Source organism: Ruegeria arenilitoris, assembly GCF_013035315.1.
GTDB classification, from domain to species: domain Bacteria; phylum Pseudomonadota; class Alphaproteobacteria; order Rhodobacterales; family Rhodobacteraceae; genus Ruegeria; species Ruegeria arenilitoris_D.
Map to the genome: position 1 here is coordinate 509,297 of NZ_WQHP01000002.1, position 22,272 is coordinate 531,568.

Genomic DNA, 22,272 nt, shown 5'->3' on the forward strand with positions numbered 1-22,272 from the left:
TGAGGTAGAACACCCCTAGGCCGCGTTTCGGTATTGGGCGGCAGGAGATTAGCCAGTCACCTATTTGAAAAAATTGGAGTTTTCACACCGCCCAAACATTGGGCTAGCCGATACTCGCAGCACCAACTGGGCCCTTTTGTTTCCCGTTTGCGAACAATTGTTAACTTACAGTTTATTTCACCCTCGCATCTACAATCGATGCCTGAACACCTGCTTCGAATCCAAAGGCCCGATTACTTACCAAGACTCAGGATGATCTCGATATCCCGTCTACTTAGGCCGCCAATCAGATCCTTTTCGACGTCCAAAAGGTTCGCACCACTTTGAATATGGCGCTCCAGCTGTGCGGCAACCTCACTGGTAGATTGGTAATACAGGTCGCCGCGGGTCCGGCTCAGTTCGATGACCAGCCGCTCCAGCAACTGCTTTTGTTTTTCCGAGACCAGATCTTTTCTTTTGTCCTCAAGCATATTCGCCACCGAAATAGTCTTCGCCTACGCATGATACATAGCTTTTGATCCGCCTGTGGCGAGCATCCGGCGCAACAACGCTGCACCAAGCCACCGGAAATCACGAATATCCGAACTATACTTAACTCATTGTTTCAGAGCCGCATGTGAGAGGACACCCATGTCAATATCCGTGCCGACCGAGGCAGAACTGGTCGCGATGCTGCAGGAGGATGAACGCAGAATGAGCGTTGTCATCACCAACCCAGCGCGCAACGACAACCCTATGATCTATGTCAGCGAAGAATTCGAAACACACACCGGATATTCGCCCGAAGAGTCCTTGGGTCGAAACTGCCGTTTTCTACAGGGTCCTGATACCGACCCACAGGCAATTCAGGCCATCCGCGCCGCGCTAGCGGCAAAGACCGTTTTTTCGATCGATATCCTGAACTATCGAAAATCCGGGGACCCATTCATGAACCGCTTACGCATTCGCCCCCTGTTCGATGAAACGGGTAAACTGACTTACTATGTGGGTGCCCAAAACCCGCTCTGATCTGGGCGCGTCGGCGACGTTTGGTACAGTGTCTACTGGCCGTATTCGCGGTCAGACCTAGGTTCATCCGGACAACGGAAACTTCGTAAATCGTAGGCTATGCAGGTCGTCTGGTTCAAAAGAGATCTCCGCACGCAAGACAACGCGGCCTTGGCGCTCGCTGCGCAGCGCGGGCCGGTGCTGCCATTGTACGTTGTTGAACCAGAGCTCTGGCAGCAACCGGATATGTCTGCCCGGCACTGGCAGTTTGTGTCTGAAACTCTGGTCGAACTGCGTCGGGACCTCGCCCATCTTGGCCAGCCGTTGGTCATTCGTCTGGGTGAAGTTGTCAAAATCCTGGCCGAGTTGCGTCGGGCCGGTCACCTTGCGGCCCTTTGGTCCCATGAAGAGACGGGAAACGGCTGGACTTTCCAGCGCGATCGGAGTGTCGCAGCGTGGTGCCAGACCAAGGGCGTCCCATGGCACGAGCTGCAAAACCACGGGGTTATTCGGCGCATGTCCTCGCGAAACGGATGGGCGCAGCGCTGGGACACGTTCATGGCGAAACCTGCCGCACTCGCACCCACGATTGATGCCCTGGACGTGGGGTTGGGGCGGCTGCCCTCTGTCGCCGAACTGGGTTTAGAGAACGACCTGTGTACAGATCGCCAAACTGGTGGGCGCGCTGCTGGGATAGGTTTGTTAGAGACGTTTCTGAACCAACGTGGTGAGCTTTATCGGCAGGCAATGTCGTCCCCTTTAGAGGGCGCAACTGCGTGCTCGCGCGTGTCGCCCTACCTGGCATGGGGCGCGCTTTCGATGCGAGAGGTCTCACAAGCAACCGAGCTTCGCCGACAAAATCTGAGCGCGAAACAAAGCAACTGGCGCAAGTCTCTCCGGTCCTTCACCGGTCGGCTGCACTGGCATTGCCACTTCATCCAAAAGCTCGAGGATGACCCTCGGATCGAATTTGAAAACATGCACCGGCTGTATGACGGGCTGCGCCCGAAGCAACCGGACAGCACGCGTCTGGCCGCATGGGCCAGCGGGCAAACTGGCTATCCGTTTCTGGATGCCTGCATGCGGTCGCTTCATGCCACAGGCTGGCTGAATTTCAGGATGCGGGCGATGGTGATGGCCACGGCCAGCTATCACCTTTGGCTGGACTGGCGCGCGCCCGGTCTGGTTCTGGCGCGCCTTTTCACCGACTATGAGCCCGGCATCCACTGGAGCCAAGTCCAAATGCAGTCGGGCACCACGGGGATCAACGCGGTTCGTATCTACAACCCTGTTAAGCAAGGCAAGGATCAGGACCCAACCGGTGCGTTTACACGCCGTTGGGTACCCGAGCTTGCGGATATTGCCGACCCTTTCCTGCAAGAACCGTGGACTGCGCCCAATGCCAGAGACGTGATCGGCAAACGCTATCCCGAGCGCGTGTTTGACCACCTTGAGGCCGCAAAACATGCGCGCGCCCAGATTTGGGCCGTCCGTCGCAGTCCTGAGTTCCGGTCCGAGGCGGCGCAAATCCAGTCGAAACATGGCAGCCGCAAACGCCGGCCACGCAAACCGAACAGAGCCATGCAATCGGCACAACTCTCACTGCCGTTGGAGGGCTGAAAACTGCGTATGAGGAAGAAATCCGACCTGCCCACCAAATTCTGCGCGACATGCGGACGTCCGTTCAGCTGGCGCAAAAAATGGGAAAAGGTCTGGGATGAGATCCGTTATTGCTCGGACCGGTGCAGGCGCGCGTCATGACCACCCTTACCCTGCCCGGCCTTGCCCCGATCCCTCAGCCCGTGGAGTGGGCTCCGACCAGGGCGGCGGGCCTGGCGCGTCTCGGCCAATTTGCGCCGCAAGCGGGCCGCGCGTACGCCGCAACGCGCAACTATGATGATGGGCCCGGAAACCGCAACAACATCTCGGCTTTGTCCCCGTGGATCAGGCACCGCCTTGTGACGGAACGAGAGGTGCTGACAGCGGCCTTAGCTCGGCATAGTCCCGCGGCCTGCGAGAAATTCGTGCAAGAGGTCTTTTGGCGCGGCTACTTTAAAGGCTGGTTGGAACAGCGTCCCAGTGTATGGACCGCCTACCTGAACGGGTTGGATAATGCACGCTACACCATTGGTGCAGACTATCAGGACGCGATTGCGGGTCGAACAGGGATTGATTGCTTTGACGCGTGGACCCATGAGTTGCGGGAAACCGGGTATCTGCACAATCACGCCCGGATGTGGTTTGCCTCGATCTGGATCTTTACTCTGCGCCTGCCTTGGCAGTTGGGTGCAGAATTCTTTTTGCATCATCTGCTGGATGGAGATCCGGCCTCGAACACACTCAGTTGGCGTTGGGTCGCCGGGCTGCATACCAAGGGCAAGACCTACCTGGCCCGGCCCGACAATATCGCGAGATACACAAATGGTCGCTTTGATCCCACAGGCTTGGCCACTGTGGCGGAGCCATTGACCGAACCTGAGGATCACCCGCTGAGACCGATTCCCCCATCATTCGCCCCGCCCGAGGGGCCGTGTATGCTGTTGCTCAATGCCGAAGACCTGTGCGGCGCAGCGTTGATGCCCCCTGACCCAGATGGGGTTCTTGGTCTGCTAACGCCCGACGGTAGTGTTCTGGCGAATGACTTCGTTGCCGCCGGCTTGGAAAAGGCCTTGGCAGACTGGGGACAAACGCCAATCACCAGCAACAACTGGACCCAACCGCTGGTCGAGGCCGCTGCGCGATCCGGTATCCGAAGGATCGTCACCGCCTACACACCGATTGGACCGGCCCGATCGCAGTTAGACGCTGCCGAACCAACTCTGATGTCCGAGGGTATCGAGCTGGTTCGCGTCAGACGGGCTTATGACAGTCTGGTTTGGCCTCATGCCAAACGCGGCTTCTTTGGGCTGAAAAAACAAATCCCAAACCTGCTGAGGAACCTTGGCCTTTCAGACTAAATCCGCGCCAGCACCTTTTGGGCACTGTCCAGATACTCCTGCTGCTTGGCCTCGTTCATGCGATCCCAGGTCCGGTAGGCGTGTCCAAGACGCGGGTTACCGCGCAACTTGTCCGCGTTCCGCACCAAGAAATCCCAGTACAGAGGATTGAAGGGGCATGCACCCTCGCCCGTTTTTTGTTTCACGTCGTACCGGCAGGCAGCACAATGATCGGACATCTTGTTGATGTAATTCCCACTGGCTGCATAGGGCTTGGACCCCAACAACCCCCCATCAGCGAACTGGCTCATTCCGATCACATTTGGCGCTTCGACCCATTCATAGGCGTCTGCGTAGACCGCTAGGTACCACTCGTGCACCTCGACCGGGTCAATGCCGGCCAACAGGGCAAAGTTGCCGGTCACCATCAACCGTTGGATATGATGCGCGTAAGCCTCGTCGCGTGTCTGGGCAATGGCTGCAGACATGCAGGCCATGTCCGTATCTGCGGTCCAATAGAAGGCAGGTAGCGGGCGTTTTGCTTCAAGGTAGTTTTCCTGAATATACCCCGGCATTCGCAACCAATAGATACCGCGCACAAATTCGCGCCAGCCAATGATTTGACGAATATACCCCTCTGCCGCGTTCAGTGGTGCATGTCCTTCATAGTAGGCCCGTTCGACGCGCCGACAGATCTCAAGCGGCGATAACAGGCCCGCATTCAGGTATTGAGCCAGAACCGAGTGGTACAGAAACGGCTCATCACTCAGCATCGCGTCCTGGTAGTCGCCAAACCGGGGTAGCGCGGCATCGACAAAATGGTCCAACGCGGCCAACGCGCCCTGCCGCGTCACGGCGAACCAGAATGGGGTCAGGGTTCCGAAGTGATCCGCAAATTTCGCTTCAACAAGCGTCAGAACCTCTTGGGTTATCTCGTCCGGGTCCGTATCCAGAGGTCGAGGCATAAAAAGATGGGATTTGGCGGGTTTACGGTTTTCGGAGTCAAAATTCCATCGCCCACCTTCCGGCGCGTCCCCAGACATCAAAAGCCTGGTTTTACGGCGCATCTCGCGGTAGAAATACTCCATCCGCAACTGCTTTCGCCCCTTGGCCCAATCCCGAAACTCCTGATGACTGGCTAAAAAACGGTCATCGGGCAGCACGCTCAAACCCTCATAGCCCGCAAAGGCCTGCGCCAATCGGTACTCTCCGGGTTCGGTCACAACAGCACGCGAAATGTTCAGGTCGCTTTGCGCGCGCGCGATTTCACCCGTCAGGCTGTGTGTATTGTCTGGGTCGTCCAGCCGCACATACCTGACCCGCCACCCCGCAGCTTCAAGCTCGATCGCAAAATGGCGCATGGCCGACAAAACAAACGCAAGCTTTTTCTTGTGATGTCGCACATATTGCGCCTCGTCCATCACTTCGGCCATCAGGACCGTGTCGCGATCTGCTGAACCAGCGCGCAGCGCAGCAGAATTCATCGAAAGCTGATCGCCCAGTACAACGATCAATGTGGGGCGTTTTAACGGGTTATTGTCCATCCCGTGAAGGGTAGGTCCGGCCGATCCAAAACCAAGCCATTCGCACAGCCGTTTTCACGACAAAAAATCCGATCCAGCGTTTTGTTCAATGATCTCCTGAACCAGCGGGTTGGGAAAACGGCGACGCAGAGTGATGGCGTAGAAACTTTCCTTGATGCGCGGATGTTCCTTGGCCTCTTTCAACCGACCGGAGTTCAACTCGTCCGTCACAACGATCGGCGCTACCAACGCCAGACCGATATCCTCGCGCGCCAAAAGGCGCATCATGGCCATATCGTCCACTTCGGCAGCGATTTGAGGACGCACGGAATAGCGGCTGGCCATGGCGTCGAAGGCGGTGCGCACACTGCTGTCGGTTGTCGGCAGGATGAACGGTTGCTCGGCAAGCAACTCTTGGATCGGCAGGTCAGTTTCCAGCCGTTTTGGCGTTCCGACAATGCTGACATCCTGTTCGCCAATATGGTGTGTCTCATACGGTGTCAGGCTGTCATCCGGGGGAGGGCGGTTCATCAGAACCAGGTCCAGGTTCAAAGCCTCCAAGCCTTCCAGCAACTCGGCCGGACTGCCGGACCGCAGGATCACTTCGACGTCCAAACGGGACAAAATCGGCCTGAGGAAACCAATCTGAAAGTTGCGTGACAGGGTTGCCAGCGCACCGACACGCAACGCTTTGCGGGTTTGCACAGTGCCCGTCAGCGTTGCCACAAGTTCTTGACCAGTCGAGAATATCGCGTCCGCATGGTCTAGCGCGATGCGCCCTGCTTCGGTCAGGTGCAACTGGCGACCGCGTCGTTCAAACAACGGGTGACCTAGCCGTTCCTCCAGCTGTTTGATCTGAACCGACAGCGCGGACTGAGACAGGTTCAACCGCTGCGCAGTGCGCGTCAGGTTGCCGTCATGCGCGACGGCCCAAAAGTACCTCAGATGATGATAATTGAGCGGCATTCGTTCTTTTTAATAGAACAATAAGTCGCAAACAATGAATTTTTATTGGCAGACTTTCTGTCCTATCTGCGTCCAAAGGCTTTGGCCCAAGAAACGCAAGGAACCCAAACATGGCTTATCTCTTTCTACCGCTGATGGGTCCGTTGATCCTGATCGCTGCGGCGTATCTGGCGACGCGGAAACCAGGAAAATACCCCGGCAACATCCCGGCTATCACCGAGGCAGCCGCGTTTGCGGCTTTTGCAGTCTCAGCTCTGGCGGCTGCACTGGTTGTCGTTAACGGATCGGGGACCTCGGCGCTGATCGGGGTATTCGGAGTGGGCCTGTCCGTACGTCTGGATGCGGTCAGCGCGATCATGCTGGTTCTGGTCAGCTTCATTGGCTGGGTCGTACTGCGCTATTCCAAGACCTACATGGATGGAGAAGACCGCCAGGGTGCTTTTACCGGCTGGATGTCCGCGACCCTTGCTGCAGTCTTGCTGCTGGTGATGTCCGGCAACCTTGCACAACTGTTCCTCGCATGGACTCTGACGAGCCTGTCGCTGAACAGGCTGCTGCTGTTCTATCCCGAACGCGCAACAGCCCGGCGGGCAGCGCGTAAGAAAGCCCTTGTCGCCCGGATGAGCGAGGGTGCCCTGGCTGTGGCCATCGTCCTGTTGATTGCCGCATCCGGAACGACCGACATCACAACCATCCTGACAACGGCCGAACCGAACTGGCTGACCATGGGTGCGGCCCTGCTGATCGCCATCGCGGCGGTGCTTGCATCAGCGCAGTTCCCACTGCACGGATGGCTGACCGAAGTGATGGAGGCCCCTACCCCAGTATCGGCCCTGCTGCATGCGGGTGTAATCAATGCGGGTGGTTTCCTGTTGATCCGGTTCGCGGATGTGATGCTGCTGGCCCCGGGTGTCATGGCGCTGCTGGTAATGTTGGGTGGTTTTACCGCTCTGTTTGGGGGGCTCGTCATGCTGACCCAGCCTGCGGTGAAGACATCTCTGGCCTGGTCGACCATCGCGCAGATGGGTTTCATGGTTATGCAATGCGGCCTGGCTCTGTTCCCGCTCGCGCTGCTGCACATCGTGGCCCACTCCCTGTACAAGGCGCATGCCTTCCTCAGCGCTGGTGAGGCTGTTCGCAATGTCGCTGCGATCCGCCGGCCGGGTCCGATCGCCGTACCCAGTGCGCGGAACGTTCTGCAGGCCTTTGTCACTTCGATCGTGATTTATGGCATCGTCGGCACCTTGGTCGGGTTCGACGGCAAATCGGTTCAGGCGATTGCCCTCGGTGTCATCCTGATTTTCGGCGTGGCCTACCTGCTGGCCCAAGGTTTCGCGGACTCAGCCCCGCGTGAGTTGATGCAGCGTACTGTGATCTATGCGCTGGTAACCTCAGTCAGCTATTTCGCCCTGCAAGTGATCGCTCAGCATCTGACCGCTGGCACACTTCCTGCAACGCCAAGCCCCGGACCCCTGGAATGGGCCCTGATCGTCCTCGCGCTGATCAGCTTTGGCTGTGTTGCCGTGGCTCAATCGACCTTTCCACTCTGGGCCTCGCATCCGGCCGCCGCAGGCCTGCGCGTCCACCTCACAAACGGCCTTTATGCCAATGCCATCTTCGACAAGCTTCTGGACGGTTGGTCCAAGCGGTCCGCAGCCTGAGAGGAATACAAAGATGTTTGCGAAACTTGAAACCTACTCCGCCCCGCTGCTGGAACTTGTCACCGAAGCCAATCTGGCGGCCAAGGCCGTTCCACCGCTGTTCCCGCTGTCGGCAAGCGTCGCTGTTAACCCGTTTCTGGGCCAGACCAGCGAACCTCTTGCTGTGACCGCAGCCCGCCTGGCGCGCGTTGGCGGTGAACGGATCACGCCGACACGGGCGCATTGGGCCGCCAGGATCAACGCGGGCGAAATCACCGAAGCGGACCTGATCGATGCCGTATCAGCGTCGAACGAACCCTTCAACCAGCCGACTTTGCAAGACATAAAGGATGCGCTGAACACCGACACGTCAGAGCCTCAAGCTCTGCCGACAGTCGCAGAACTTGCCGCAGATGTATCCGGGATCGACTGGCCCGGTCTAATTGACGACCGGATCGGCGTTTGGGCCGCTGGTCATTTCGATCAGGGTCAGGCGTTGTGGCAACAAGCCAATGCAGGTGGCGCATTCCAATCCTGGCGTGACTTTGCCTCGCGCGATCTGACGCCCGAGATTCATGGCCTGAAAGGGTTCTGCGCCTTTGTCGCAGAGACCAACCGTTCGCACTGGCGCGCCGTCGGTCGCGCCTCGGAGCGGCTGACCGTTGACACCGATGCGGCTTCTACCGCCTTTCACCGCTGGCTGATGACGTTGGGCGGGTGGGCGCAATACGGTCGTTACCACCTTTGGCAAGCCGAGTTGAACGGCACAGAAGACAGCACCGCAACCGAGCTTTTAGCCGTGCGGATGGTCTTCGACGAGGCGCTGTTCGACCTGTACGAAGACCAGATCGCAGCGCGGTGGGCCGAGGTTGTCGAGGCGCACAGGGCACCCGTGACCCCATCCAAGGACTTCGTGATTGATGCGATCCTTCAAGATGCAGGTGAACGGGCGCAACAGCGGGTTCTGGCTGACAAATTGGGTCAGGGCGAACCCCGGACAGTGAATGGGCGCCCGGACATACAGGCAGCGTTCTGCATAGACGTCCGGTCCGAAGTGTTCCGCCGGGCGCTGGAAGCGCAGGATGCCAATATCGAAACCATAGGCTTTGCCGGTTTCTTCGGTCTGGCCAGCGCGCACAAGGCTGCAGGTTCTGACGTGACCGAAATGCGGGGTCCTGTGCTGCTGCAGGCAGGTGTGACTTCGCAAGCCAATGAACCCGTAAAGGCCGATCTGGATCGTCGATACACAGCGCGGGCAAAGCGCGCATGGGGTCGGTTCAAACTGGCCGCGGTTTCATCCTTTGCCTTTGTCGAGGCGACCGGGCCACTCTATGCGGGCAAGCTGGTCAAGGACTCTCTGAGTCTGAGCCACAACAACAAGGCCGATCCCGCCCCAAAGCTGGACCCTGCAATTGACCTTGAGGCACGCGTGGGCATGGCGAAATCGGTGTTGTCGGCGATGTCGTTGACCGACAACTTTGCCGAGATCGTAATGCTGACCGGCCACGGGGCACACGTCACCAACAACCCGCACGAAAGCGCGCTGCAATGCGGGGCTTGCGGCGGCTATGCAGGCGACGTGAACGCGCGCCTTCTGGCCGGGCTGTTGAATGATCGTGAAGTTCATGACGCCCTGCGAGACGCAGGCATCGACATCCCGTCGGATACGGTTTTCCTGCCTGCACTGCACCATACGACCACAGATGAGGTCACGCTGTACGACCAGGACTTGCCGATGGGCATGTCGACCCCGGGCGTTGCTCAGCTGCGCAAACACCTGGATGCGGCGGGCAGCCTTGCGCGCGCGGAACGGATGCAGCGTTTGCCGCGCGCGGCGGATGCGACAAACGTGCTGCGTCGTGCGCGCGACTGGGCCGAGACCCGCCCCGAATGGGGTCTGGCCGGCTGCCGCGCCTTTGTTGCCGCTCCGCGCGGTCGCACGGATGGATCAGACCTGTCCGGGCAGGCTTTCCTGCACAACTACGATTGGCGGCGCGATTCTGAGTTCGGCGTTCTCGAGTTGATCATGACCGCTCCGGTCGTGGTCGCCAGCTGGATCAGCCTGCAGTACTACGGCTCGACCGTTGCACCAAACCTGTTCGGCGGCGGCAACAAGCTTTTGCACAACGTGGTCGGGGGCATCGGTGTGCTGGAAGGCAACAATGGCGCGCCGCGCGCGGGTCTACCTTGGCAGTCTGTCCATGACGGCAACGCTTTCCAACACGATCCGCTGCGCTTGTCCGTGATTATCGAAGCCCCACGCGACGCCATGTCCGACATCCTGTCCCGGCATCCTGGAGTTCGCGAGCTGTTCGACAATGGCTGGCTCCACCTGATCACAATGGACGACGAAGGTAAGCTAGCCTGGCGTTACAACGGAGATCTGAAGTGGGTCCGTTTCAATGATCGGACCGACAACGCGCAAGCCATCGCTGCGGAATAAATTCCGCACCGAATTCAACAACGGGTGCCATGCTTGATCGGCATGGCACCCGCAATTCGTTTTGCCAGTCATCAAACAGCTGGAGACTCCGACAGAAACACAGCCTTTGTCCGCAACACGCTACCCAATCCCAAAATGCACTCGCCCAGCATAAAACCCGTCGCCAGCGCCTTTGTTAGCGATCCGGAGATGTGTCCCCTGATAGTGTTAAGCCCGTGCTTCAATGAGCCGTCAGAGTACGCGGGACAGGAAGGCTTTGGTGCGCGCCTCGCGGGGTTCGGCAAAAAGAACCTCGGGCGGGCCTTGTTCCAGAATACGGCCAGCATCCAGGAAACAAACCTTGTCCGCCAGTTCACGTGCAAAGCCCATCTCGTGTGTTGCCAGCACCATGGTCATGCCCTGTTGACGCAGGTCGCGCAGCACATCCAGCACCTCGCCCACCAGTTCAGGGTCTAACGCGCTGGTGATTTCATCGAACAGCATAATTTGAGGTTCCATCGCCAGAGCGCGGATGATCGCCACCCGCTGCTGCTGGCCGCCTGATAGCTGATCGGGGTAGTGCTCCATCCGTTCGCCTAGGCCAAAGCGAGTGAACAACTCAGTGACCCGCGGCCTCAGATCGTCCCTGCTCAGACCGCGCACTCGGCGGGGGGCAAGCATGACATTCTCGACCGCCGTCATATGGGGAAATAGATTGTAGCTTTGGAACACGATGCCAATTTGCCGGCGCACCGGCTGAGGGTCCAGACCGGGTTCAGAGATGTCCTTGCCATCCAGCCAGATTGTCCCGTCATCAATCGGCTCAAGCAGGTTCATGCAGCGCAAAAGCGTGGACTTGCCCGAACCTGACGCGCCGATCAGGCACACCATCTCACCCTCGGCCACATCAAGGTCAATGCCTTTGCAGACGTCGTGATCGTCGAACCGCTTGCGCACGCCGCGCAACGAAAGCTTTGCCGTCATGTGCGCGCCTTGTTTTGCTTGTTCATGAGGTAGTCTGCGTATCGCGTGGCCGGAATGGTCAAGATCAGGAAAATCAACGCCGCACCCACATATGGCGTGAAATTGGCATAGAGAGATTTGTAAACGCCTGCCTGGCGGAAAACCTCGACCGGGCCAATAAAGGACAGAAGGGCCACGTCCTTCTGTAAGGCGATGAACAGGTTCATATTGGCCGGAACAACGTTCCGAATGGCCTGCGGCAGAACCACATACCGCATGGTGTCCCGATCGTTTAGCCCCAAAGAAGCGGCTGCCGATCTTTGCGATTTGTGAATCGAGTCGATACCCGAGCGGATCACCTCGGCCACATAAGCCGAATACACCAAAACCAGCGCCAAAGTGCCCCAAATGTATGGGCTGTTCCACGGTCGTGGAAGTCCCAAACCGGGGATACCAAAGCCGATGATGTAGATAACCAAAACCACGGGAAGGCCACGAAAAACGTCCGTGTATGCTATTCCAAACAATCTCAGAGGAAACAGCGCCGGCGCGCGGGTGTCGCGGCACAGAGCGATGGCCAGCCCCATGATCGCGATCAAGGGAGCCGACCAGGCAAAGATCATCACGTTCAGCAGAAACGCCTCAAGCAGTCCGGGAAAGGTCGCGACAAAGACTTTGCCGTTGAAAAAGGCGCGCTGAACGGCGTCCCAACCAGGGGCAAGCGGGACGAGCACAATCAGTGCCAACACCACACTGACCGTCGAGATCAGTGCGATGCGGTTCGAGCGTCGCCGGACTCCGGCCTCGTATAGCTCTCGGCGCGTAGGCACCGAGGCCACGTGTTCAACGGGCCTGTCTTGCACCGGCGATTTGTCCATTTACTTGATGACCGGAACGCCGGTTGCCTCAGACAGCCACTGCGCTTCAATGGCGGCCAGCTCACCGCTTTCGGTCAGCTCTGTGATGGCAGCGTCCACGCATTCCTTCAGCGGATTGCCCTGCTCCATCAACAGGCCGAACTGGTCCGGGCTTTCCGATTGCTCAGGTGGGAACTGGCCCAGCAGCGTGCCGCCTTCGACAACAACCGCCGACAGATAGAGCGCGGTCGGCAGATCGTAGATCGCCGCATCGATCTGACCGGCCATGATGGCGGCGTTCACGTCGGCGTTGTCATTGTACAAAAGCGGCTCATCCGTTGGCTGGATGATGTCTTTCAGCATCGGGATTGCCGTGGTCGTGGCCACGCCGCCCCATTTCAGACCCTTAAGACTGTCCAGCGTCGCCTCTGCACCGCCGTCGACCACATTCTGCGTGGTCAGAACCGCCATGGCAGATGTGTAATACGGCAGGCTGAAATCGACCATTTCTTCTCGTTCTGGGGTGATCGAGTATTGCTGCATGTTAAAGTCAAAGTTTTTCGCGCCGGGCTGGATCGCCTCATCAAAGCTTGTGCGCACCCATGTGACGTTGTCCTGGCTGAAACCCATTTTATCAGCGATCGCGTATGCGACCGCGGCTTCGAACCCTTCGCCGCTTTCGGGGGCGTCATTCATGACCCATGGGTAATAGGCCGGGTTCCCCGTGGCGATTGTCAATGTGCCGTCAGTCAGTGTCTTACCCGCAGCACAGGTTCCGTCACCGGCGGCAAGCACCGAGGTTGTCGACAACGTCAAGGCCAGAGCCGTACCAGCAATCAGTTTCATCCAATCGTCTCCCTGTTTTTCAATCGCCCACAGGTTCTTATGAGCACGAGGAATTGTCTAGGCCAACGTGGTCAAGCGAACAAGTCGAGAAAACTCAAATTGCGACAATTGCCCACCGATGAACTGAGCAGACTGCGACGTAAAAGCTGTTTTCTTCGAGGGTGTTAAGTTAGTCTTCACGGATTGGAGATACCCATCCTCCGGACCCGGACCAAAGCAAGATTTGGCCGATTTTTCAAAACCGCTGACCTACGTAAATGTAGAGCTGATCATCCCCTTTGTTGTTCCGGGCCCAATCTACGGAAAAATCAATCGGGAACTTCTTGGAGACGCGATACCGCCCGCCAACACCATAGGCGGAATGAGTGCCGCCGGAGGACAAGTTCGAAAAACTATCGCCGGTTTGGCCAACACCGGCAAAAACCGCGGCACCAAATCGACGCCAGATCTGACGGCGGTACTCAACCTGCAGCGAGGCCGAGCGCAAATCCAGAAACTGGGTGACCGGGAACCCACGGGGCATCAGTGCCCCCAAGCGAACACTGGTCAATAAACGGAGTGTCCGCACTGGCGGCACAGGTCGAGGCGCGGGCTGCGATGACCTCCTTGGGGACCGGGTTAAAGTAATTGGTGAAATTCACAAAAGCTTTGGAATGGTCACCCGTTATCCCTTCGAGAGTGAAATTATGTGAAGCCTCGACCTTAGGGTTGAAACTCTCTGTCGGATACAAGGTGTCATCTCGCGTGCCCCAATGTACCACTAAAACCGGCGAAACGATCCGTTCCCAAACCCGACCGATGTGTCTTCTTGCAGGGCATCGAACGGTTCAAGGCTGGGTCCTATCGTCGTTGACCCCGCCGAGACCGAGTCAGAAAATCCAAAAAATATGATTGTTGTCATTGCGATGACCGCGCGCAAGACAAGAACTCCGGCGAAAGCTAAACAGGTCAAACAGCGTCAGAAAAGCCGGTTTCTGCCATTCTACGCGCCCGCATCCAAATATGCAGAAAAATCCCGGCCAAATAGAAGACGGCAACACTCAACAGAACGCCTTGCAAGTCTGCGCGCGCAAGTATGAACAACAGGATCGGAGTGCCCAAAAGGTTCCCGATGTTTCCCATTTGGGCCATCGCTCCGTTCGCCATCGCGCGGTCGGCCAGAGTGGTGTTCAATTGCGGGATGGCAACAAAGCTTGCTCCTTGGACCAGCCCCAGAACTGCGAAAAGCGCCACGCTTAGGACGGGCACTGGTCCACCCAGAAACACGCCTGCAATCACTGCGATTGCCAGGGCAAAGCCGACGATAACAACACTCACCCCGGTCAATCGGGTCAGCAAAAGCGGAACGAAAACAAGGGAAACCAGAATACTGACCAAAGGCATTAGTCCCGCGACCATCGCCCGAACATCCTGAGGCAACAGAGCAGGTAGTAACGCCAGCAGTGACACAAAGGTCAGCGTGTAACAAAGCCAACCCAAACCCGGCGCGGCAATCCGGGGGGACCGGTAGGCAGCTATGTGTTTGACAAGAAATGATTTAATGCCGTCACTATCAGGCTCAGAAAGACGTGGGGCGCTCGGCAAAACCATGGCGAGGCAAAGACCCAGTGCAACCATGGCACCCCCGTGAAGAACGAACAATGCACCAAGCCCGTGCGCCGCGACAAACGGAGTCCCGAGCCAGGAGACCAAGGCAAAGGCAACGCCGAAGAATGTACTCCAGAGTGCAAGGGCAAAGTTTCGGAGCCGGTCTGGGCTAATTTCAGCGATCAAAGTGGGCGCAGCAACTACAATGGCCAGATGGGATACACCCTCCAACAGCCTGCTGAACAACATCGTCGAAAACACTGGCATCTCGGCCTGCCAGACGGAAAGACTTCCGCCAAGAAGCAGTGCCAGAACCAGAACCGGTTTGCAGCCAAAACGGTTTACGACGACGCCCGCCGACATTCCTGCGACGGCGCCAATGGCACTTATAAAGGTCAGCACCCAGCCTATATGTGGCCCCGCCCCCGCATATTGCTGGCGAAACAGATCAAACGGAACAGCGATTTTGGCGAACTGCGCTGCTGCGGCAAGCCCAGCCAGCCAAAGCAGTAAGATCAAAAAGAGAGCGCGGGGTGTTGCAACAGACATACCCAACCGATACGCGCATCACCCCGTCGATGACCACGCCTAAATTATGCGCGAGGACGGTTCCTGATCTCAGTCCCCGCTGACGAGACGGGCCGGAGTACCATCTGTCAGGTAGAGACGCTCCCACCGGATTCCTCCGGCGCTGATGCGGATTTGGTCATGAACTGCTTCAGATGTCACAAAGCAGACGGGCGCCGGGGTTTCTACAGCCCACCAATCAGACTGCTCGAGCGCATGTTCCGCCGAACGAATCTCATCGGTCGCAAATTGCCAAAGTGACACGCCAAGCAAAGCGCTCTGAGACACCCGCCAATCCCGCGCTCGCGCAGCGGAATAGGCCAGACAGACGTGGCTTGCCTCTTCGACCAAATGTATGCATTCACTAGATGTCTCGACCAAGCGGCGCAGGGCCGTGTCATTTGAACGGGCAACGCCAAGGGCAGCCAGTGCAGCCTGTTGTGTGTCCGCTCCAGGCGTTTGCGCCCCACCCTCCCAGCGAGAGATGGTAATTTGATCCACACCCAAAAGCTGAGCCAGCGCCTGTTGCTTGATGCCTTTAGCGCGGCGAAGCCGACGTAGGCGTGGGCCAAAAAATGGAAGGGGATGTTCTTGGAAATGAAGCATAGCGAAAAGAATGCCTCACTGCGGCGTTGTTCTCAACTTCCCTTGGTGTTTTTCGGCATTCGTGCCGACACTGATCTCACTTAACCCTTTTAATCGTTTTTAGTGGAACCTCGACCCATTCACCCAAAGGGGGAATCCCTGAGTCTCATTTGGCAGGGCAGCCAAAGGAAACCCATCTGGATTTCGCAGAAAACCCCATTTTATCAGATTCTTGCAGAAGAAGTCTTCCATTTACTAAAAATTTAGTTTGACAGATGCGCAACAAATCGCTGATGCTGATCGCCATCCGGTTCGCGCCGGAAACCATAATCTTTGGGAGGAGACAGATGCGGAGACATCTACTTTCCGCAGTGGCGGCGGCTGCCGTCATTGCGGGGCACGGTCCCGTTTGGGCCGACGAAGCCGCAGCACAACGTTGGATTGACGACGAATTCCAGCCATCGACCCTGTCGAAAGACGAACAGATGGGTGAGATGAAGTGGTTCATCGAAGCTGCACAACCCTACGCCGGCATGGAAATCAATGTCCTGTCCGAAGGTATTCCGACCCACTCGTACGAGTCCGAGGTCCTGACCAAGGCGTTCGAGGAGATCACCGGCATCAAGGTCAACCACCAGATCTTGGGTGAAGGCGAAGTTGTTCAGGCCGTTCAGACCCAGATGCAGACCGGACGGAACCTGTATGACGGCTATGTCAACGACAGCGATCTGATCGGCACGCATTCGCGCCTGCAACTGGCTTATAACCTGACCGATCAGATGAGTGGCGATTGGGCGGCGACGACATCGCCGACGCTGGATTTGGATGACTTCATGGGCATTCAGTTCACCACTGGCCCGGATGGCAACCTGTATCAGCTGCCTGATCAGCAGTTCGCGAACCTCTATTGGTTCCGCAAGGACTGGTTCGATGACGAGGCCAACAAGGCCGCGTTTAAAGAGAAGTACGGCTATGACCTTGGCGTTCCGGTCAACTGGTCGGCCTATGAGGACATCGCCGAATTCTTCACCAACGACGTGAAGGAAATCGACGGAGTGGCGATCTATGGCCACATGGACTATGGCAAGCGCGCGCCTGACCTGGGCTGGCGTATGACCGACGCCTGGCTGTCGATGGCCGGTGCTGGTGACGTAGGTGAGCCGAACGGCGTTCCCGTCGACGAATGGGGCATCCGCATGGAAGCGGGCACCTGTAACCCTGTTGGTGCATCCGTTTCGCGCGGTGGTGCTGCAAACGGCCCGGCTGCGGTCTATGCGATTCGCAAGTGGGACGAATGGCTGCGCAACTATGCGCCTCCGGGTGCGGCGTCTTATGACTTCTACCAGTCTCTGCCGGCGCTCAGCCAGGGCAACGTCGCCCAGCAGATCTTCTGGTACACCGCCTTCACCGCCGACATGGTGAAGCCGAAGTCCGAAGGCAACAACACCGTGGATGACGAAGGCACGCCGCTGTGGCGGATGGCGCCGAGCCCGCACGGTCCTTACTGGGAAGACGGCCAGAAGGTTGGTTATCAGGACGTGGGGTCGTGGACCTTCCTGAAATCGACGCCTTCGGATCGTGCCCAGGCCGCTTGGCTGTACGCTCAGTTCGTGACGTCCAAGACTGTTGACGTGAAGAAGTCCCATGTGGGTTTGACCTTCATCCGCGACAGCTCGGTCAACCACGAGTCCTTCACCGAGCGCGCACCCAAGCTGGGTGGTCTGGTCGAGTTCTACCGCTCGCCTGACCGTGTGGCATGGTCGCCGACCGGCATCAACGTTCCGGACTATCCGAAGCTGGCCCAGATCTGGTGGCAGCAGATCGGTGACGTGAACTCGGGCGCGTTCACGCCGCAAGAGGCGATGGACCGTCTGGCCGAAGAAATGGACATCACCATGGCCCGCATGCAGGCCGCGGATGAAAGCGCCGGTGTCTACGGTGGCTGTGGTCCGCGTCTGAACGAGCCGCAGGATCCTGCCTTCTGGCTGGAAAAAGCGGGTTCGCCGAAGGCCAAGCTTGAGAACGAAAAGCCGCAGGGCCAGACCGTCAACTATGACGAACTGGTGGCGCGCTGGCAGGCTCAGTAAGTCCCTAAGAACCGGGGGTGCCGGCTGCGGCATCCCCAACCCCTAAGACCAGTGCCATGCACTGCAGGACCGGAACCCACGGACATGATCGAACTTCAAGACGCGACCAAGCGGGTCGGTAACGTCATCCATATCAAACCCACATCCCTGACACTGCAAACCGGCCATTTCAACGTGCTGTTAGGGGCGACCGGGTCGGGCAAGACCTCACTGATCAAGATGATGGCGGGGCTGGACCCGATTGCCTCGGGCAAGGTTTTTATGGACGGGCAGGATGTGACTCGGCTGAACACGCAAAAGCGGCAGATCAGCCTGGTGCACCAGTTCTTTGTGAACTATCCGCACATGACCGTGTTCGACAATATTGCCTCGCCGCTGCGCGTGGCGGGCATGGCGAAATCCGAAATCGAAGGCCGCGTGGAAGAGGCCGCCGATCTGCTGCAACTGCGTCCGATGCTGCACCGTCGTCCGCATGAGTTGTCGGGCGGGCAACAACAACGTACGGCGCTGGCCCGTGCCATTGCGAAAGAGAGCCGCGCGGTGTTCCTGGACGAACCGCTGGCCAACCTCGATTACAAGCTGCGCGAAGAATTGCGCGAGCAGTTGCCCGACCTGTTTGCCGGGCGCGGGGCTGTGGTGGTCTATGCCACCTCGGAACCGGAAGAGGCGCTGCTGCTGGGCGGCTACACCGCGCTGATGGAAGATGGTCGTGTGACGCAATTCGGTCCGACCGCCGACATCTATCGCAATCCCGAAAACCTTGCCGCTGCGCGGGTGTTTTCCGATCCACCGATCAACGTGGCCCGCATCACGGTATCCGGCGCTCAGGCGCAATTGGCCGGGGGAGGGGGCTGGGCCGTCCCCGAGATGGCCGATGGCGAGTACATGGTCGCCGTACGCCCGCACCGGGTCACGCCGATCCGAACATCCGACGCGGATGTTGAACTGACGGGCAGGGTGATCGTGACCGAATTGTCGGGCTCGGATTCCAGTGCGCATTTCCGCCATGGCGCGGATGACTGGGTGTCTCTGGCTGCCGGCGTGCACCCTTATCAGGTCGGTGAGGATCACAGTTTCTACATGAACCCGGCGCATTGCCGATATTTCGGCCAAGACGGCCAAAGGGTCGCGTGACATGGCACAGATCAAGCTTTCTAACCTGCGACACAGCTATATGTCCGCGCCGAAAGGCCCCGAGGATTATGCGCTGAAGGAAATCGATGTCACCTGGCGCGACGGTGGGGCCTATGCACTGCTGGGTCCGTCGGGTTGCGGCAAATCCACGTTGCTGAACATCATCTCGGGTCTGCTGACCCCGTCCGAAGGGCAGATTCTGTTCGACGGGCAGGACGTGACCGCCTTGCCCCCTGATCAGCGCAACATCGCGCAGGTGTTCCAGTTCCCGGTGATCTACGACACGATGACCGTGGGCGAGAACCTGGCCTTTCCGCTGAAGAACCGCGGCGTTGACCCGGCAACGATCAAGCGCCGCGTCGACGAGATTGCCGAGATGCTGGACGTCACGGATATGCTGAATACCCGCGCCAGCGGCCTAAGCCCTGACAACAAGCAGAAAATCTCGATGGGGCGCGGGTTGGTCCGTGATGACGTGAATGCGGTGATGTTCGATGAGCCGCTGACTGTGATCGACCCGCATCTAAAGTGGAAACTGCGGTCCAAGCTGAAAGAACTGCATCAGCGTGTTCAGGCCACGATGATCTATGTGACCCACGACCAGACCGAAGCCCTGACCTTCGCGGACGAGGTGGTTGTGATGCAGGAAGGCGAGGTGGTGCAGATCGGAACTCCGGTCGAGCTGTTCGAGCGCCCTCAGCACACGTTCGTCGGCCACTTCATTGGCTCGCCGGGAATGAACGTTCTGCCGTGTGAGGCCAAGGGCGACCGCGCGGTGTTCGAAGGCCATGAGGTCATGCTGGAGGGTCCCACCCATGGCGACGGAGGTCGCACCGATCTGGGTATCCGCCCAGAATATGTGGGCTTTGGCGACAGCGGTATCCCGGCGCATGTGACCAAGGTGTCCGACATCGGCCGCCACTATGTGGTCAGCGCCGTGGTCGGCAACACTGCGCTGAAGGCTGTGACGGAACATGAGGTGCCCGAGCCGGGATCCGAGGTCTTTCTGCAATTCAAACCTGAACAATCCCGCGTCTACCGCGACGGCTGGATCGCAACCGAGGAGCGCCGCTGATGAGAACCGAAAACCAAAAGGCGTGGTTCTTTGTCCTGCCAGTGTTGGCACTGGTCGCGTTCAACGCGCTGGTGCCGATGATGACAGTGGTCAACTACTCGGTGCAGGAAACCTTTGGCAACAACCAGTTCTTCTGGGAAGGGCTGGGCTGGTTCGAGCAGATTCTTCGGTCGGACCGGTTTCAGGCGGCCCTCGGTCGGCAGTTCCTCTTTACCTTCCTGATCCTGCTGATCGAGGTGCCCTTGGGCATCATCGTCGCCCTGTCGATGCCGCGCAAAGGGTTCTGGGTGCCGGTCTGTCTGGTGCTGATGGCCCTGCCGATGCTGATCCCGTGGAACGTGGTCGGGTCGATGTGGAACATCTTTACCCTGCCGAAAATCGGTCTGATGGGCTACTTCCTGAATGACGTTCTGGGCATCAACTATGACATGACGCAGCAGCCGTTGTCGGCCTGGATCACCATTGTCATCATGGATGTGTGGCACTGGACGTCGCTGGTTGTTCTGCTGTGCTATGCAGGCCTCGTTTCGATCCCGGACGCTTATTATCAGGCCGCCAAGATCGACGGTGCCAGCCCATGGTCGGTGTTCCGCTATATCCAGTTGCCTAAGATGAAAACCGTCCTGACCATCGCCGTTCTGCTGCGGTTCATGGACAGTTTCAACATCTATACCGAGCCCTTCGTTCTGACCGGCGGCGGCCCCGGAAACTCAACCACCTTGCTATCGATCGACCTTGTGAAGATCGCGCTGGGACAGTTCGACCTTGGCCCTGCGGCCGCGATGAGCCTGATCTACTTCGCCATCACGCTACTGGTCAGCTGGGTCTTCTACACTCTGATGACAAAGGATGACGCGCAATGAAGAAGCGGTCCCTTATCCCGATCCTCTATATCGCGTTCCTGATGCTGCCGATCTATTGGCTGGTGGCGATGTCCTTCAAGACCACGAACGAGATCCTGTCAGGCTTTTCCCTGTTCCCTCAGACCTTCACGCTGGAGAACTATATCACCATCTTCACCGACCCGACGTGGTACTGGGGCTATATCAACTCGATCATTTACGTGACGATCAACACGGTGCTGTCAGTCTGTGTCGCCTTGCCTGCGGCTTACGCGTTCTCGCGCTATCGGTTCCTGGGTGACAAGCAGCTGTTCTTCTGGCTGCTGACCAACCGGATGGCCCCGGCGGCCGTGTTCGCGTTGCCGTTCTTCCAGCTCTATTCGTCGATCCACCTGTTCGACACCTATCTGGCTGTGGCACTGGCTCACACGCTGTTCAACGTGCCGCTGGCGGTCTGGATTTTGGAAGGCTTCATGCGCGGCATCCCGAAGGAACTGGACGAGACGGCCTATGTCGACGGTTATTCCTTCCCGCGCTTCTTCGTGACGATCTTTTTGCCGAACATCAAAGCGGGCGTCGGCGTCGCAGCCTTCTTCTGCTTCATGTTCTCATGGGTCGAGATGTTGCTGGCCAAAACCCTGACTGCGGTCGAGGCGAAACCCATCGCCGCCGTAATGACCCGCACCGCCTCCAGCGCGGGGTATGAGCTGGGCCTGCTGGCCGCTGCCGGAACACTGACCATCATCCCCGGAGCCATCGTCATCTGGTTTGTCCGCAACTACATCGCGCGCGGTTTCGCGATGGGACGTGTGTGAGGTTCGATATGCGCAAGTTTCTTCTCTCCCTCTTTTTCCTGCCCTCCATGGCCGTGGCCCAACAGGCAGGTTGGGGCAATGTCGGCCAGCAAGAGGAAAAGGGCTTTTCCTGGACCGATCCTCTGTGGCCCGATTTCTGGATGGCCTGGACCCCGGCCACGCTGGCTCTGTTCGTGGGCATCTTTTCGGCTATTGCCCTGATCGGTGTGCTGGAAGGGTTCAAGTATCGCGACGGTATCGAACGGCGCGGCGTGCTGGGACTGACCACCACTTTGGGCGACCGGCTGTTCATCACTCTGCTGGGCTCGGCCTATATCTTTTTGGCCTGGCTGGGACTGGTCGGACAACCGGTCTGGACCCCTCTGTTCCTGTCCATAGGTTGGGGCGTTTTTGTCTTCTGGAAAGTTTAGGCTTTGCGAAACAGTGAAAGGATGCTTGTC

The 22,272-nt window shown here is 58.3% G+C and carries 21 protein-coding genes; 12 read left to right on the top strand and 9 right to left on the bottom strand.

The genetic code is table 11. The annotated features are described in order from the left end of the window. Positions 1–233 precede the first annotated feature (233 nt). Positions 234–470, bottom strand: a complete 237-nt coding sequence (locus tag GOV53_RS06985) for a hypothetical protein (protein WP_170464915.1) — start codon at positions 468–470, stop codon at positions 234–236. 160 nt (positions 471–630) lie between these two features. Between GOV53_RS06985 and GOV53_RS06990 the strand changes: the two genes are divergently transcribed. From GOV53_RS06990 to GOV53_RS07005, 4 genes are all read left to right on the top strand, one after another. Then, positions 631–1,008, top strand: coding sequence for a PAS domain-containing protein (locus GOV53_RS06990; protein ID WP_170464917.1), 378 nt, complete (start codon positions 631–633; stop codon positions 1,006–1,008). 99 nt (positions 1,009–1,107) lie between these two features. Next, positions 1,108–2,607, top strand: a complete 1,500-nt coding sequence (locus GOV53_RS06995) for an FAD-binding domain-containing protein (RefSeq protein WP_170464919.1) — start codon at positions 1,108–1,110, stop codon at positions 2,605–2,607. A 9-nt stretch (positions 2,608–2,616) separates the two neighbouring features. Further along, a complete protein-coding gene (locus GOV53_RS07000) occupies positions 2,617–2,748 on the top strand; it encodes a DUF2256 domain-containing protein (protein ID WP_170464920.1) in 132 nt (43 codons plus the stop codon). Then, positions 2,745–3,944: an FAD-binding domain-containing protein gene (locus GOV53_RS07005; protein WP_170464922.1), complete on the top strand. Its 1,200-nt coding sequence runs from the start codon at positions 2,745–2,747 to the stop codon at positions 3,942–3,944. Before GOV53_RS07000 ends, GOV53_RS07005 begins: the two co-directional genes overlap by 4 nt. Here GOV53_RS07005 and GOV53_RS07010 read toward each other — a convergent pair. Next, complete coding sequence (locus GOV53_RS07010; protein ID WP_170464924.1) at positions 3,941–5,467, bottom strand: cryptochrome/photolyase family protein; 1,527 nt, start codon at positions 5,465–5,467, stop codon at positions 3,941–3,943. The genes GOV53_RS07005 and GOV53_RS07010 overlap by 4 nt on opposite strands. A 54-nt stretch (positions 5,468–5,521) precedes the next feature. Then, complete coding sequence (locus GOV53_RS07015) at positions 5,522–6,412, bottom strand: LysR family transcriptional regulator (RefSeq protein ID WP_170423873.1); 891 nt, start codon at positions 6,410–6,412, stop codon at positions 5,522–5,524. A 110-nt stretch (positions 6,413–6,522) separates the two neighbouring features. Between GOV53_RS07015 and GOV53_RS07020 the strand changes: the two genes are divergently transcribed. Together GOV53_RS07020 and GOV53_RS07025 are read left to right on the top strand one after the other, a co-directional pair. Next, positions 6,523–8,073 carry a proton-conducting transporter transmembrane domain-containing protein gene (locus tag GOV53_RS07020; protein ID WP_170423875.1) on the top strand — a complete coding sequence of 517 codons (1,551 nt, stop codon included), beginning with the start codon at positions 6,523–6,525 and terminating at the stop codon, positions 8,071–8,073. A gap of 13 nt (positions 8,074–8,086) precedes the next feature. Then, the gene (locus GOV53_RS07025; RefSeq protein ID WP_170464926.1) at positions 8,087–10,495 is read left to right on the top strand and encodes a YbcC family protein; all 2,409 of its coding nucleotides are present in this window, start codon (positions 8,087–8,089) and stop codon (positions 10,493–10,495) included. Positions 10,496–10,726: 231 nt separating this feature from the next. Here the strand turns inward: GOV53_RS07025 and GOV53_RS07030 are convergent, their stop codons facing one another. From GOV53_RS07030 to GOV53_RS07055, 6 genes are all read right to left on the bottom strand, one after another. Then, positions 10,727–11,458 carry an amino acid ABC transporter ATP-binding protein gene (locus tag GOV53_RS07030; protein ID WP_170464928.1) on the bottom strand — a complete coding sequence of 244 codons (732 nt, stop codon included), beginning with the start codon at positions 11,456–11,458 and terminating at the stop codon, positions 10,727–10,729. After that, complete coding sequence (locus GOV53_RS07035) at positions 11,455–12,315, bottom strand: amino acid ABC transporter permease (RefSeq protein WP_170464930.1); 861 nt, start codon at positions 12,313–12,315, stop codon at positions 11,455–11,457. Before GOV53_RS07035 ends, GOV53_RS07030 begins: the two co-directional genes overlap by 4 nt. Next, positions 12,316–13,140 carry an ABC transporter substrate-binding protein gene (locus GOV53_RS07040; protein WP_170464931.1) on the bottom strand — a complete coding sequence of 275 codons (825 nt, stop codon included), beginning with the start codon at positions 13,138–13,140 and terminating at the stop codon, positions 12,316–12,318. Positions 13,141–13,375: 235 nt separating this feature from the next. Beyond that, positions 13,376–13,663 carry a hypothetical protein gene (locus GOV53_RS07045; RefSeq protein WP_170464933.1) on the bottom strand — a complete coding sequence of 96 codons (288 nt, stop codon included), beginning with the start codon at positions 13,661–13,663 and terminating at the stop codon, positions 13,376–13,378. Between the two features lie 425 nt (positions 13,664–14,088). After that, positions 14,089–15,246, bottom strand: coding sequence for an MFS transporter (locus tag GOV53_RS07050; RefSeq protein WP_170464935.1), 1,158 nt, complete (start codon positions 15,244–15,246; stop codon positions 14,089–14,091). A 99-nt stretch (positions 15,247–15,345) separates the two neighbouring features. Continuing rightward, positions 15,346–15,900, bottom strand: coding sequence for a helix-turn-helix domain-containing protein (locus GOV53_RS07055; protein ID WP_170464937.1), 555 nt, complete (start codon positions 15,898–15,900; stop codon positions 15,346–15,348). 326 nt (positions 15,901–16,226) lie between these two features. Here GOV53_RS07055 and GOV53_RS07060 point away from each other — a divergent pair, with 326 nt between their 5' ends. The 6 genes from GOV53_RS07060 to GOV53_RS07085 all read left to right on the top strand — a co-directional run bounded on the left by GOV53_RS07060 (position 16,227) and on the right by GOV53_RS07085 (position 22,242). After that, complete coding sequence (locus tag GOV53_RS07060) at positions 16,227–17,966, top strand: ABC transporter substrate-binding protein (RefSeq protein ID WP_170423981.1); 1,740 nt, start codon at positions 16,227–16,229, stop codon at positions 17,964–17,966. Positions 17,967–18,050: 84 nt separating this feature from the next. Next, positions 18,051–19,100 (top strand): ABC transporter ATP-binding protein, encoded by a 1,050-nt coding sequence (locus GOV53_RS07065; protein ID WP_170464939.1) that lies wholly within the window; start codon positions 18,051–18,053, stop codon positions 19,098–19,100. A gap of 1 nt (position 19,101) precedes the next feature. Beyond that, positions 19,102–20,175, top strand: coding sequence for an ABC transporter ATP-binding protein (locus GOV53_RS07070; RefSeq protein WP_170464940.1), 1,074 nt, complete (start codon positions 19,102–19,104; stop codon positions 20,173–20,175). Then, positions 20,175–21,038, top strand: coding sequence for a carbohydrate ABC transporter permease (locus GOV53_RS07075; RefSeq protein ID WP_170423975.1), 864 nt, complete (start codon positions 20,175–20,177; stop codon positions 21,036–21,038). Before GOV53_RS07070 ends, GOV53_RS07075 begins: the two co-directional genes overlap by 1 nt. Continuing rightward, a complete protein-coding gene (locus GOV53_RS07080) occupies positions 21,035–21,832 on the top strand; it encodes a carbohydrate ABC transporter permease (RefSeq protein ID WP_058280831.1) in 798 nt (265 codons plus the stop codon). Before GOV53_RS07075 ends, GOV53_RS07080 begins: the two co-directional genes overlap by 4 nt. An 8-nt stretch (positions 21,833–21,840) precedes the next feature. After that, positions 21,841–22,242, top strand: a complete 402-nt coding sequence (locus tag GOV53_RS07085) for a DUF2160 domain-containing protein (protein WP_170464942.1) — start codon at positions 21,841–21,843, stop codon at positions 22,240–22,242. Positions 22,243–22,272: the final 30 nt, after the last annotated feature.

Coding starts and splice junctions, on each gene's coding strand:
- GOV53_RS06985 (WP_170464915.1), bottom strand. CDS start 470: ATGCTTGAGGACAAAAGAAAAGATCTGGTCTCGGAAAAACAAAAGCAG.
- GOV53_RS06990 (WP_170464917.1), top strand. CDS start 631: ATGTCAATATCCGTGCCGACCGAGGCAGAACTGGTCGCGATGCTGCAG.
- GOV53_RS06995 (WP_170464919.1), top strand. CDS start 1,108: ATGCAGGTCGTCTGGTTCAAAAGAGATCTCCGCACGCAAGACAACGCG.
- GOV53_RS07000 (WP_170464920.1), top strand. CDS start 2,617: ATGAGGAAGAAATCCGACCTGCCCACCAAATTCTGCGCGACATGCGGA.
- GOV53_RS07005 (WP_170464922.1), top strand. CDS start 2,745: ATGACCACCCTTACCCTGCCCGGCCTTGCCCCGATCCCTCAGCCCGTG.
- GOV53_RS07010 (WP_170464924.1), bottom strand. CDS start 5,467: ATGGACAATAACCCGTTAAAACGCCCCACATTGATCGTTGTACTGGGC.
- GOV53_RS07015 (WP_170423873.1), bottom strand. CDS start 6,412: ATGCCGCTCAATTATCATCATCTGAGGTACTTTTGGGCCGTCGCGCAT.
- GOV53_RS07020 (WP_170423875.1), top strand. CDS start 6,523: ATGGCTTATCTCTTTCTACCGCTGATGGGTCCGTTGATCCTGATCGCT.
- GOV53_RS07025 (WP_170464926.1), top strand. CDS start 8,087: ATGTTTGCGAAACTTGAAACCTACTCCGCCCCGCTGCTGGAACTTGTC.
- GOV53_RS07030 (WP_170464928.1), bottom strand. CDS start 11,458: ATGACGGCAAAGCTTTCGTTGCGCGGCGTGCGCAAGCGGTTCGACGAT.
- GOV53_RS07035 (WP_170464930.1), bottom strand. CDS start 12,315: ATGGACAAATCGCCGGTGCAAGACAGGCCCGTTGAACACGTGGCCTCG.
- GOV53_RS07040 (WP_170464931.1), bottom strand. CDS start 13,140: ATGAAACTGATTGCTGGTACGGCTCTGGCCTTGACGTTGTCGACAACC.
- GOV53_RS07045 (WP_170464933.1), bottom strand. CDS start 13,663: ATGCCCCGTGGGTTCCCGGTCACCCAGTTTCTGGATTTGCGCTCGGCC.
- GOV53_RS07055 (WP_170464937.1), bottom strand. CDS start 15,900: ATGCTTCATTTCCAAGAACATCCCCTTCCATTTTTTGGCCCACGCCTA.
- GOV53_RS07060 (WP_170423981.1), top strand. CDS start 16,227: ATGCGGAGACATCTACTTTCCGCAGTGGCGGCGGCTGCCGTCATTGCG.
- GOV53_RS07065 (WP_170464939.1), top strand. CDS start 18,051: ATGATCGAACTTCAAGACGCGACCAAGCGGGTCGGTAACGTCATCCAT.
- GOV53_RS07070 (WP_170464940.1), top strand. CDS start 19,102: ATGGCACAGATCAAGCTTTCTAACCTGCGACACAGCTATATGTCCGCG.
- GOV53_RS07075 (WP_170423975.1), top strand. CDS start 20,175: ATGAGAACCGAAAACCAAAAGGCGTGGTTCTTTGTCCTGCCAGTGTTG.
- GOV53_RS07080 (WP_058280831.1), top strand. CDS start 21,035: ATGAAGAAGCGGTCCCTTATCCCGATCCTCTATATCGCGTTCCTGATG.
- GOV53_RS07085 (WP_170464942.1), top strand. CDS start 21,841: ATGCGCAAGTTTCTTCTCTCCCTCTTTTTCCTGCCCTCCATGGCCGTG.